Annotated in this window: 7 protein-coding genes; 3 read left to right on the top strand and 4 right to left on the bottom strand. The window is 43.8% G+C overall.

The genetic code is table 11. From position 1 onward, the window contains the following. Nucleotides 1–150: 150 nt before the first annotated feature. On the top strand, nt 151–2,361 hold the full coding sequence (locus tag AAEY80_RS01325; RefSeq protein WP_101211756.1) for a carboxy terminal-processing peptidase: 2,211 nt from the start codon (nt 151–153) through the stop codon (nt 2,359–2,361). Between the two features lie 465 nt (nt 2,362–2,826). Here AAEY80_RS01325 and AAEY80_RS01320 read toward each other — a convergent pair whose 3' ends face one another. Continuing rightward, a complete protein-coding gene (locus AAEY80_RS01320) occupies nt 2,827–3,312 on the bottom strand; it encodes an FKBP-type peptidyl-prolyl cis-trans isomerase (RefSeq protein WP_025651686.1) in 486 nt (161 codons plus the stop codon). Nucleotides 3,313–3,638: 326 nt separating this feature from the next. Here AAEY80_RS01320 and AAEY80_RS01315 point away from each other — a divergent pair, with 326 nt between their 5' ends. Then, nucleotides 3,639–5,648 (top strand): M61 family metallopeptidase, encoded by a 2,010-nt coding sequence (locus tag AAEY80_RS01315; RefSeq protein ID WP_350587777.1) that lies wholly within the window; start codon nt 3,639–3,641, stop codon nt 5,646–5,648. A gap of 146 nt (nt 5,649–5,794) precedes the next feature. Here AAEY80_RS01315 and copM read toward each other — a convergent pair whose 3' ends face one another. Further along, nucleotides 5,795–6,655, bottom strand: coding sequence for a CopM family metallochaperone (gene copM / locus AAEY80_RS01310; protein ID WP_025651684.1), 861 nt, complete (start codon nt 6,653–6,655; stop codon nt 5,795–5,797). Between the two features lie 606 nt (nt 6,656–7,261). Further along, a complete protein-coding gene (locus AAEY80_RS01305; protein WP_173239109.1) occupies nt 7,262–7,876 on the bottom strand; it encodes a pseudouridine synthase in 615 nt (204 codons plus the stop codon). A gap of 692 nt (nt 7,877–8,568) precedes the next feature. On the opposite strand from AAEY80_RS01305, the gene icd reads away from it, so the two are divergent. Further along, nucleotides 8,569–9,828, top strand: a complete 1,260-nt coding sequence (icd, locus tag AAEY80_RS01300) for an NADP-dependent isocitrate dehydrogenase (protein ID WP_025651682.1) — start codon at nt 8,569–8,571, stop codon at nt 9,826–9,828. A gap of 332 nt (nt 9,829–10,160) precedes the next feature. Here icd and AAEY80_RS01295 read toward each other — a convergent pair whose 3' ends face one another. Further along, entirely contained in the window at nt 10,161–12,380 is a 2,220-nt protein-coding gene (locus tag AAEY80_RS01295; RefSeq protein ID WP_201577070.1) for an NADP-dependent isocitrate dehydrogenase, read from the bottom strand. Nucleotides 12,381–12,579: the final 199 nt, after the last annotated feature.

The following is a 12,579-nucleotide window of genomic DNA, read 5'->3' as shown; positions in this document are numbered from 1 at the left end:
TAATGCAATATAAAGTGAATGCCATAAAGATGGTTTGTGAAAAGCAGCGCTGTAAGAGAATAACTAAATTTGATGCATAGGGAATGACCAAGCAAATTCTTTCGATGAAAATTAATAATACTTTTAACTTAAAATAACTAGGTAGATATGATGAAAAAACAACCAGCACAGTGGTTACTCAGTGCAGCGTCAGTGGGCATCGCCGGTCTTATTCTTACTCAGAGCTACGGTACCGCAGTGGCAGATACCAACACTGAAGGTTTCGTCCAGACACCTGAACAAAAAGTCACTACTCGTCAGGTCGCCGCCTTGCTGGATCGCAGCCATTATCTCAATCAGTCTCTCGATAGCAAAACAGGCAGCGAAATTCTGTCTATGTATATTGATAGCCTTGATCCAAACCATACCTTGTTTTTGCAATCTGATGTTGATGAGCTAAAGAAAAAATATGCCGCCGAGTTCGGTGATCGCCTCAAACGTGGTGATTTGTCTGCAGGGGTAGAGGTATTCGAGCGCTATCGTAAACGCTCAAACGAATATTTTGCCATGGCAAGCAAAATGCTAAAGACGGATCTGGATTTGACCAGCGATGAGACCATCGTCCTTGACCGCGAAAAGCTTAGCCATTTTAAGACCAAAAAAGAACAGCGTGATTATTGGGCGCGTCAGCTGAAGTTTCAGCTGATGAGTATCACTTTGGGTCAAGAAGATGAAAAAGCCAAAGAGCAAGTTTTCTTAAATAATCCAGACATCACTCGTGGTCAGGATTTGATCCGTAATGATGAGCGCACGCCCAGTGAGATTTTGCTCAATCGTTTGTCACGTCAACAAGAGCAGTTTAAGCGTCTCAAAGATGACGAAATCATGGAGACTATCTTAAACACAGCGATGCTCACTTATGATCCGCACAGCAATTATTATGCACCTATTCAAGCGACAGAGTTGCAGATTCAATCCAGTCTACAGTTAGAAGGCATTGGTGTTTCTATCCGGCCAGATCGTAAAAACCCAGACTATACACGCATCGTGACCTTGGTAGATGGTGGGCCAGCGGCAAAAACGGGACAGATTAAGCCCAATGACTTGATTATTGGTATCGCCAAAGACGGCAAAAACATGACCGATGTAGTCGGTTGGTCGACGCGTGAAATCGTCAGTCTCATTCGTGGTAAGCGCGGTACTTCAGTCACGCTCAAGCTACGTCAGGCCAGCGCACCAGAAGCCAGCGCCCGTACCGTCACTGTGGTGCGCGATATTATTCAGCAAGAAGAATCAGGCGTTACCCAGCGCGTCGTAGAAGTACAGCGTCCGAATATCGATAAAACACCCAAGCGTATTGGTGTCCTTGAGATACCAAGCTTTTATTTGAACTATCAGGCGCGCCGTAACGGTGAAGATTATCGTAGTGTCAGTATCGATACCGAAAAAGCGCTCAAAGAATTAAATAAAGAAAACATCGATGGCCTCGTGGTTGATTTACGCAACAACCCTGGTGGCTCGTTAGATGAAGTGGCCAAAATGCTCGGCTTCTTTATTAAGAGTGGTCCACTGGTCCAAATCCGTGACAATCGCGGCAACATCCAAGTATACCGTGACGACGATGGTGGCGAACAACTCTATGACGGCAAGATGGTGGTCATTACTAACTTAGCGTCTGCCTCTGCAAGTGAGATTTTTGCTGCCGCCATTCAAGATTATGGCCGTGGTTTGGTGGTTGGCAGTACCACAACTGGCAAAGGCTCTGCCCAGATTCAGCTGGACAATTTAGCCTTGGGTTCAGCGACCTTAACCCAACGTAAATTCTATCGTATCACCGGCGGCAGTACGCAGAATAAAGGCGTAGTCCCCGATGTCGAATTGGTTAATATCTATGACGATGCTACCTTTGGCGAGCGGGCACAGAAAAAAGCGTTGCCTTGGGATACCATCAAAACCGCGCCTTATAAGCCTGAAGGTAAATTCACTAGCGATACGTTAGCGACGCTGAACCAGCAGTCTACAATTCGTCAGCAAAAGGATCCACAGTTTATTTACTTATCTGCGTTAAATGACATTCGCGATATGGATGATGAGAAAAAGCCTGTCAATCTCGATATCAATAGCCGCCGTGCCAAAATGCAGCTGATCGAAAAGCGTTCATTAGAAGCGGAGAATAAACGCCTCATCGCTACAGGTGAGCGTCCGTATGCCAACTGGAATACTTATCAGGCGGCGATGGATGCGAAGTTTGAAGAGCGTAGTCAAATGAAAGCCAATGAGCGTCCAGAGCTACCTGAAGACGAAGCTTTTATCAATGAAGCGGCTTATATTATGCTCAGTGCTGATTCAAAAGCAACGGTCAGCCCTGAAGAGAGTCTATAGCAGCCGTATATGAGCGAACCATAAAAGCGGTCATATAAATATCTATGTAAGCATATGCTTACATAGATTGACGCTTCGACCTCTTACTAACCTTGGGTCAATCTGCGATTATAACTGTACGGCACGATTGAACGAAACAGTTCATTGATACTAGGGATTGGTATCTTAAAGATCGCATCAGGGATAGATGGTTTGCTAATTAGGGATAATAAGGCTGGATGCCTGCTAGTTATAGGATGCCTCGGGATTAGGTATCATGTAGCGTTAACATGGATGGTTGGTGATAAAAGCCGCATAGCGCTCGTCGTTATGCGGCTTTGTTACGTTTGGGATAAAGTATTTTTATAGATAAGCCGTAAAACATAAAAAAAGGCCAGTAGACGTATCTACTGACCTTTTACAATAAACGACAAGCTTCATCGTACTCGCTTATCGTTTAAATGTTTTCTAATACTCAAATAGAGATTAGTGCTCAACGCCGCCTGCGCCATGGACATGGCCGTGGTTTAGTTCGTCTTCAGTCGCTGCACGTACTTCTTGAATTTCAACATCAAAAGTCAAACGCTTACCAGCTAGTGGATGGTTGGCATCAACGACCACTTCGTCATCATTTACTTCAGTAACCGTCACCAACATTACTTGGCCACCGGCTTCTGACTGGAATTGCATACCAGGCTGGATGTCATCAACGCCTTGGAAGTTATCGCGTGGCACATGCTGTACCGCTTGCTCTTGGTATTCGCCGTAGCCATCAGCAGGCTCAACGACAGCGTTTACTGTTTCGCCAGCAGATTTGCCTTCTAGTTGTTTTTCTAGGCCTGGGATGATGTTGCTGTGACCATGTAGATAAGCAAGTGGCTGACCTTCTGGTGATTGGTCAAGCACGTTGCCTTCGTCGTCTTTTAGTGTGTAATTGAATTTGACGGCAGTGTCTTTTGCGATAGTAGTCATAAATTATCCTAAATATATCTGTGTAAAAAATTAAATACGGTTGCAATAAACCTAAAAAAGCCAATCGGCAAGCCAGATAGCCACGTCATTAGTCAATTATCATCAGTTTATTAAAGTAACTTTAGCAGTTAGCATCTTTAATTGCGATGGCTCACATAACTTTCAAGGGAAAAGTGATAAAAAATGCAAATTAATATCATAATTTATGAAAATAAACGTTGTTTTCTATCATTTACAGAGTAGCGTGCTTGTTTTTTCTGGTTTGCCCGTTGCGTTTTCGGTTAAGGACTTCTACCATAACGATAAAAATAAAGATGAGAAAGACGATGAATTCATTTACCAATAAAGCTGATATCAATAGTTCTAACACCGACACTCCCAATAATAAGTCAATAAGTACGACTTCAATCAGTGAGAATGCTGAAATCGTAGCCGATAGTAGTTATCGATTCGATTTTGAGCGTTTTTATGAGCACTTAGTAGATGTGTCGCTTACCTTTACAGCAAACGTAGACTCACCAAAGCTGTGGTTGCCAGCATGGATACCGGGTAGCTATCTGATGCGCGAGTTTGCCCGCAATATTACCGCAGTACATTACCAAATCACTGACGACAATAATAAGAGCGTTGAGATACAGCGCGCGGTAAAGACAGACAAAAATACCTGGCAATTACCAAAAGTTAAAGCAGGGCAGACCGTAGACGTCCATTATGAAGTCTACTGTTATGACTTGTCTGTGCGCACCGCCTACGTCGATCAGCAGCGCTTATATGGGAACTTTACTTCTTTAGCGCTAGCGGTAGATGGGCAAGAGCAGACGCCTATACAAGTAAGCTTGATAGTGCCAGCCACATTTTTTGCGGATAAACAAGAAAGCCGTGTGCTCTTAGCTTGTGGTCTTGAATCTACCCATTTACGACTTGATGGGCAGCAGTGCTTTGCACTACAGGCAAACAGCTATCACGAGCTGATTGATTATCCTTTTGAAATCGCTGAACAGGATAAATTTGACTTTATTGTCCAAGACCATGCACATCAGACCCTACCTCACCGTTTTTATCTGTCGGGTAAGCATAATGCCAATATGGGTAGAATACAGCAAGACGTCACCCACATTTGTCAGACGTATCTAGATTGGCTGGGTGATGCACCCTTCAACGACTATACGTTTATGACTTTTGCCAGTGGGCAAGACTACGGAGGTCTTGAACACATCAATTCGACCAGCCTGATTACCCCGCGTCGCGACTTGCCCAGTATTGACGAACCCAAAGTACCCAGCAGCGATTATCAGCGTTTTTTAGGCTTGTGCAGCCACGAGTACTTTCATGCGTGGTGGGTCAAAACCGTACGCCCCGATGTCATGTTGGATGTAGATTTGCGCCGCGAAGCTTTTACACCGCTGCTTTGGGTATTCGAAGGTTTTACCTCTTATATCGATGATTTTATGTTGCAAGCGTCAGGGGTGATTGATAAACCAAGTTATCTCAAATTACTGGCTGAACAAATCAATCGCTACTATCAAACGCCTGGACGCGCCTATCAAAGTGTCGCTGAGTCGAGTTTTGATGCATGGATTAAATTATATCGTAATGATGAAAACACAGGTAATGCCGGTATTAGTTACTACAATAAAGGCGCATTGGTGGCGCTTTGTTTAGATTTAACTTTACTCGAAAAGAGCAACGGTCGTTATCGGTTATTTGATGTGGTCAAGGCTTTTTATAACCAAGCAACGCAGAATGACAACCGACGGATTGGTATCAGCAGTGCCGATATGGGCAAAGTTGTCGGGCAATTTATGGCGCTTACTGACTGGCAAGAGTTTGAGCGCCGCTATGTCAATGGGGTGGAAGAATTACCCATTGAAGCATTATTAACGGCAAACGGCATAAAAATACATGTTAATAGCAAAGAAACTGCCGATAAGCATGTGCCTTGGGGTATGCGCTGTAGTGAGACGCCAGCTGGACTGAAGGTCAATCGCGTGACGCGTGACAGTGTGGCTGCCAACGCTGGTATATCGGCGCATGATGTCATCATCGCTATTGACGGTATCAAGGCAGACACCAAGCAATTAGCGTCGCTTATTAAAGCAGAGCGTGAGGTTGAATGTTACCTGTTTCGTCGCGATGAGTTGATGTGCGTCAGCGTACTACCTAAAGCGGTGCTTAATAGTGCAAAACAGCAGAGCATAGACGACAAAACCTTTCCGCACAAAGTAAGCTTGTACTTAGCAAAGACAGAGTCATTATCAGACGATAGTAGTGACCATTCAACCGTACAGCCAAGCTGGCAGGTATGGCTTGATGTCATGGCACGTCAACAAGCGTAAATAGAGCAGTTTTAACATACTTTGAACCGTAGCTATGATTCAATATGTCCGAGTAAAAACAAAAACCCCTGCTAAGCATTTATGATTAGCAGGGGTTTGATGTGATAGCTTGTACATTTATCGGTACCGATTGAACCATAGTCAATTTAGATAGCAGGTTGCTCAGCAGGTGCTTTAGTGGATGCCTCATTTTTAACAGTAGCGTCATTGCCAACAGTATCGTTACTAACAGCGTTGTTATTAACCTCGGCGGTTTTGTTAGCGGCAATCCAGTTTTGCATGCGTTCAATTTCAGACTGCTGGGCATCGATGATATCTTGAGCCAATTTGCGCATCTCGGCATCAGTACCGTACTTGAGCTGTATTTTTGCCATGTCTACAGCGCCCATGTGATGGGGCAACATACCTCGTGCAAACGCCATATCAGGGACAGGGTCAGCGATACCTAGCATCATGTCATCATGCATTGCATCCATGCTCTTGGCATAAGCTTGCTGCATCGCTTGAGTATTAGGCTTGGGTTTAGCTGCATCGGGATGGCCAGCGAGCCATTTATTCATAATGTCTATTTCAGCTTGCTGCGCCGTTATGATTTCTTGCGCCAGCTCTCGCATGGCGGCGTCAGTACCATACTTTAGCTCGATTTTTGCCATGTCTAGGGCGCCGCGATGATGTCCCAGCATACCTTTCGCAAAGGCAGTATCAGCATCGTTATAGACCATGCCGATCATCATCTCATCATGCATTCTCGTCATTGACTTGGTGTAGTCTTGGAGGATATCCGTCATTTGCATCTCATCCGCCATTGCATCGCCACCTGTCATATCGTGACCTGCGTGAGCATCCATGTCCATGCCTTCATGATTCGCAGGCATCTCAGTCGATGGTGTCGCCACTTTTTCTGTAGGCATCCCCTCATCGTTCTCGGTTGCTGGCTGACAAGCGCTCAGTATAAGTGCCGCAGCAATGCTGGTGGCGAACAAGGCGAAACGACGCGAAGGAATCATGACATATCCTTAAAAGAGATAAGAGGAACAATAAATAGAGGCAAAGTCAAAGTACGCCACTAATATGGCACTAAGGCAGTGAAGTGCTGAATCTTAGCAGATAAACCTTACCAGTTCGAGACGCTATGTTTAACAGGTCGTAATATATTTGCTCGATTTCATGACTGAGCTCTCTCAAGCAGATACGTGTGTCGATTTATCCATTATCTTATTTATATTATCTGTTGTTGCTATCTATACTCGAACACGTGATAGTTGGTAGATATTATTCATAAAAGTGATAATTAATGTTAGGGTCTGTTGAACATTCAAATATTAGGACTGCTGATCGCTAAAATCGCATCAAACCTTTTATCAAATCAGGCGTAAACCGACGATAATGTCGAGACCTTAGCTAGGTTTACAACAATGTTTGGGGTGATTTTAGTATCAGCCTTTCAGGGCAGGGCTATTTTTTACCAATACATGGCGAAATTGTCTAACCTAGAACGACTAGTCGTCAAAAATTTCACTGCGTATTGTCTAAAAAAATAGACGCTGCCAGTACCACATTTGAATGTTCAACAGACCCTCATAATACCGACATCAACATGATGTTAGGTTCGATTAATTATGAACACCCAATTCTCGCAGTTTTGCACTGTCTAAATGGATACGCACAAACTCACCAACTGCCAGTTCTCCCAATTCAAAGCCTGCCACTGACCAACGAATAAGACGCAGACAAGGCAAGCCAACATGCGCCGTCATGCGTCTGACTTGACGATTCTTACCCTCATAAATCGTCAGCATCAACCATGATGTGGGTATGCTTTTACGCTCACGAATAGGCGGGTCACGTTGCCAAAGTGGCATCGGTAAATCCTCTTCACTAAGCTGTTTGATGTCGGCAGGCAGAGTTTTACCATCTTTAAGAATCACGCCTTGTCGAAGCTTATCACGTTGCTCGGCAGTAGGAGTACCTTCAACTTGTACTAAATAAGTCTTACCTTGTTTACGTCCAGCATTGGCTTTTGGTGGATGAGTAATGGCTTTATTAACCCTGCCATCACTCGTCAAAATCAGTAACCCTTCAGATATCGCATCTAATCTGCCAGCAACGCGCAAAGACTTATCCGTGAAATATTCCGATAGGGTGGTGTGGTCGTTGTTGCTGTCATCACGGAACTGACTTTGCACACCGTAAGGCTTATTAAACAGAATGAGACTGGTGGTCGACATAAAATAGCATTTCCTAAGTAAAGATATTGATAAAGCATGAAAGGTAAGAATTAGACCGATTATGAAGCGGCTGATAACTTAATTAACGCTATTGTAATCAAAAAAGAACACACAACAAATAATGTATTAACTTATCAGCCATAGCCTATGAAGGTGCGCTTTTATGTCTACAGTAAAACCATGTTATAATAGTGGTATTTATAATATTGATACTTGCACATGAGTTATGCGCTAGAAAAATTGTTGCGCAGCCCTTTATCTTAGTACAATGATTAGGATAGCACATCAGATTTGTACAGTTACCTAGGCTTGTAAATTATCAATAATTATTAAGTTTATATAAAGTATTTTTGTTATTTTACTTATTTTCATAATTTTTTTGCTGATGTTATTGTTAACTGGCTTTTCTTTTCATTGCTCAGTCTATGGCTATGATTAAAATTTTTTTCAATTTTTTATGTTAAAGCATTGAGTGCCATAATGTGAGTTCAGAATGGATTTGCAAAATGCCCACATTTAAGAGCCGTAAATATAAGATCGTAAGTACTTGATTTTTTCTCGCTTAGCTAAAGACGTGAATTACGTATAACTATAACCACGCATAACCATAATAAAGTAGCGCAAGCATAACGGAGCGCCTAGAGTACCAATGAAACTTGCGACATCCAACATACAACCAAGGAGTTTTATCCATGTCATATGATAAGGTTATCGTACCTAGAGACGGCGAAAAAGTAACCGTCAACGCTGATTTATCGTTGAATGTCCCCAATCATCCTATTATTCCCTTCATTGAAGGCGATGGAATTGGGGTAGATATCACTCCGGTCATGGTCAAGGTGGTTGATGCTGCAGTTGATAAAGCTTACCATGGCAAAAAGTCCATCATTTGGATGGAAGCGTATTTGGGCGAAAAAGCGGCCAAAATCTATGATGGTGACTACCTGCCAAGCGAAACGCTAGAGATCTTAAAAGATTACGTGATCAGTATCAAAGGGCCATTAACCACGCCAGTAGGCGGCGGCTTCCGCTCATTAAACGTCGCTGTGCGTCAAGAGCTTGACCTCTATGTATGCCAACGTCCCGTTCGCTGGTTTGAAGGCGTGCCAAGCCCCGTGCAGCATCCTGAGCTGACGGATATGGTGATATTCCGCGAAAACTCAGAAGATATCTATGCCGGTATCGAGTGGAAAGCGGGCAGTGATGACGCTAAGAAAATCATCAAGTTCTTAAAAGAAGAGATGGGCGTGACGAAGATTCGTTTCGACGATGACTGCGGCATTGGCATCAAACCTGTATCCAAAGAAGGCTCGCAGCGTCTAGTGCGTAAAGCCATTCAACACGCTATCGATAACGATTTGCCGAGTGTGACTTTAGTGCACAAAGGCAATATCATGAAGTTCACCGAAGGCGCGTTTAAAGACTGGGGCTATGAATTAGCCGCAGAGCGCTTCGATGCAGAGTTGTTAGATGGTGGCCCTTGGATGACGATGAAAAACCCAAAAACGGGTAATGACATCATTATCAAAGACGTCATCGCTGATGCCTTTTTGCAGCAAATTCTGATGCGTCCTGCCGATTATTCTGTCGTCGCCACGCTTAACCTAAACGGTGATTACATCTCTGATGCCCTAGCGGCTGAAGTGGGCGGTATCGGTATTGCACCGGGTGCCAACAAAGGCGGCGCAATCGCTGTCTATGAAGCGACTCATGGTACTGCGCCTAAATATGCTGGTCAGAACAAAGTAAACCCCGGCTCGTTGATTCTATCGGCTGAGATGATGTTACGTGACATGGGCTGGACAGAAGCCGCTGACCTCATTATCAATGGTATTCAAGGCGCTATCGCTAATAAAACGGTCACTTATGACTTTGAGCGTTTGATGCCTGATGCTATTTTGCTCAGCACTTCTGAGTTTGGTAAAGCAATCATTAAGCACATGGATGCCTAGTCATCGCTTTATGATGAGCTAAAAGCAATTTAATATAAGCTGTTGAAAAAGCCATTTACAATCATGTAGGTGGCTTTTTTATGGTGATTTTTTTATGCTGATGTTATAACTATGGTCAAGGAATTTTAGAATCGCTACGATACTGCTGATATCAATTTTTTGTCGCCTCTGTCTGCACAGACCCTATATAAGCACTATTACCTTTTTATCTACAGACAATAAAAAACACCCCACAACTCTATCGAGCTGCGGGGTGTTTTATTGTTTTTAACTGACGCTAGCTGCAAAAGTATAAAGAAGTAACGTTACTTAAGGCTAGCCAGTTAAATCTATTACAACGATGCCAACGCTTCATTAAATAAGGTGCTTGGACGCATGACTTTTTCAGCCAATGCTTCATCTGCGAAGTAGTAGCCTTTGATGTCTACCGCTTTGCCTTGAGCATCATTAAACTGTTTAATAATGGCGTCTTCATTGCTCTCAAGCTTTTGCGCTAGCGGGGCGAATTGCGCTTTAAGATCTGCATCTTGGTCTTGTGTGGCCAGCTCCTGAGCCCAGTACATCGCCAGATAGAAATGGCTACCACGGTTATCTAACTCACCGGTTTTACGTGACGGTGATTTGTCATTTAGCAGCAACGTTTCAGTGGCTCTATCGAGCGTATCTGCTAAGATTTGCGCTTTAGCATTGTTATCGTTTTTGGCCAAATGCTCCAATGACTCCGTCAAGGCTAAAAATTCACCCAATGAATCCCAACGTAAATGGTTTTCTTCTACCAGCTGCTCAACGTGCTTGGGTGCAGAACCACCAGCGCCAGTTTCGAACAAACCGCCGCCTTTCATTAATGGTACGACTGATAGCATCTTAGCACTGGTTCCTAACTCGAGAATTGGGAATAAGTCAGTGAGATAATCTCGTAGAATATTACCTGTGGCAGAGATAGTATCCAGACCGCGAGCGACGCGCTCTAAGGTATAACGCATGGCGCGCACCTGTGACATGATTTCAATGTGCAGACCGTCAGTATCATGGTCTTTCAAATACATGTTAACTTTTTTGATTAGCTCGTTCTCGTGCGGACGGTACGGGTCTAACCAAAAGATGACGGGAGTATCTGACTCACGCGCACGGCGAACGGCAAGTTTCACCCAATCTTGGATAGGCTCATCTTTGACTTGACACATGCGCCAGATATCGCCTTTTTCTACATCTTTTTCAAGCAATACTTCATCGGTATCAATATCTACAATACGGGCGATACCGGTAGCGCTAGACTCAAAGGTTTTGTCATGTGAGCCATATTCTTCTGCTTTTTGTGCCATGAGGCCTACGTTAGGAACCGTACCCATGGTGGTTGGATCAAAGTTACCATGCCATTTGCAGAAGTTGATCATTTCTTGATAAATACGGGCGAAGGTAGACTCTGGCATGACGGCTTTACAATCATATAGTTTGCCATCAGCGCCCCACATTTTACCACCGTTACGAATCATCGCAGGCATTGACGCATCGACAATAATGTCACTTGGCGAATGGAAGTTGGTGATACCTTTTGAAGAGTCAACCATCGCTAGACGTGGGCGATGCTCTTGGCAGGCATGCAAGTCTTGCTCGATCTCTTCACGTTTAGAGGATGGCAGAGTAGAGATTTTGTCGTATAGATCAGCCATACCATTGTTGACGTTAATGCCTAATTCATCAAAAAAAGCACCGTGCTTGTCAAATGCATCTTTATAATAAATTCTAACCGCATGTCCAAAAACGATAGGGTGCGAAACCTTCATCATAGTGGCTTTTACGTGCAGTGAAAACAAGATACCAGCTTCGCGGCAGTCTTCCATTTCTTGCTCATAAAACTCTAGTAGCGATTTTTTGCTCATGACCATCAGGTCAATGACTTCTTTATCAAGCAACGCAATTTTTGGCTTCAATACTTTCGTTGTACCATCCTCAAGTAACAGCTCCATACGCACGTTACGGGCTTTATCTAAAGTTATCGACTGTTCGCCATCATAAAAATCACCGCTGTGCATGTGTGATACGTGGGTACTTGACCATTGCTTCCACTCGCCCATAGAATGCGGATGCTTGCGCGCAAAGTTCTTAACGGCTTTCGGCGCACGGCGATCTGAGTTGCCTTCGCGCAGTACAGGGTTGACCGAACTGCCTAGACTTTTACCATAGCGCTGACGAATTTCTTGTTCTTCGTCGGTTTTTGGATCTTCTGGAAAGTCAGGGATAGCAAAGCCTTTGCTTTGTAGTTCTTTGATACAGGCTTTTAGCTGCTGAACAGAGGCACTGATATTTGGCAGTTTGATAATGTTGGTGTCAGGATCTTGCGTCAATCGACCAAGCTCAGCTAGATTATTAGGAACGCGCTGCTCTTCACTTAAATACTCTGGAAATTCAGCCAACACACGCGCGGCAACAGAGATATCAGTGGTTTCCACCTCAACCCCTGCGGTTTGGGTAAAGGCTTTGACAATAGGTAAGAAGGACAAGGTTGCTAGCGCTGGGGCTTCATCAGTTTTTGTATAAATAATTTTTGACATTATAGTAGTGTATCCCTTTAGGCTGTAGTTAATATTAATGCTTAAATCAATGGGTGCTTCTATAGAGACTCTCTGCGATAGTGGGCCATGCTTGGAGCAAATGTAACATGAGTAATCTTTTGGAGAGCCTCAAGGCAACTTAAAAATTTCTGTCGCTAACTGTGGTGAATCAAAACTAAAAATAGTACGTTGAGACAGT

The sequence above is a fragment of the Psychrobacter sp. 78a-MNA-CIBAN-0178 genome, from assembly GCF_040309625.1.
In the GTDB taxonomy this organism is placed as follows: domain Bacteria; phylum Pseudomonadota; class Gammaproteobacteria; order Pseudomonadales; family Moraxellaceae; genus Psychrobacter; species Psychrobacter okhotskensis.
The sequence above is the reverse complement of the archived record's forward strand: the minus strand, read 5'-3'. Positions and strand labels throughout refer to the sequence as shown.

What these genes read in the sequence shown, in the direction of transcription:
- AAEY80_RS01320 (WP_025651686.1), bottom strand. Translation starts at nt 3,312, where the DNA reads ATGACTACTATCGCAAAAGACACTGCCGTCAAATTCAATTACACACTA.
- icd (WP_025651682.1), top strand. Translation starts at nt 8,569, where the DNA reads ATGTCATATGATAAGGTTATCGTACCTAGAGACGGCGAAAAAGTAACC.
- AAEY80_RS01325 (WP_101211756.1), top strand. Translation starts at nt 151, where the DNA reads ATGAAAAAACAACCAGCACAGTGGTTACTCAGTGCAGCGTCAGTGGGC.
- AAEY80_RS01295 (WP_201577070.1), bottom strand. Translation starts at nt 12,380, where the DNA reads ATGTCAAAAATTATTTATACAAAAACTGATGAAGCCCCAGCGCTAGCA.
- copM (WP_025651684.1), bottom strand. Translation starts at nt 6,655, where the DNA reads ATGATTCCTTCGCGTCGTTTCGCCTTGTTCGCCACCAGCATTGCTGCG.
- AAEY80_RS01315 (WP_350587777.1), top strand. Translation starts at nt 3,639, where the DNA reads ATGAATTCATTTACCAATAAAGCTGATATCAATAGTTCTAACACCGAC.
- AAEY80_RS01305 (WP_173239109.1), bottom strand. Translation starts at nt 7,876, where the DNA reads ATGTCGACCACCAGTCTCATTCTGTTTAATAAGCCTTACGGTGTGCAA.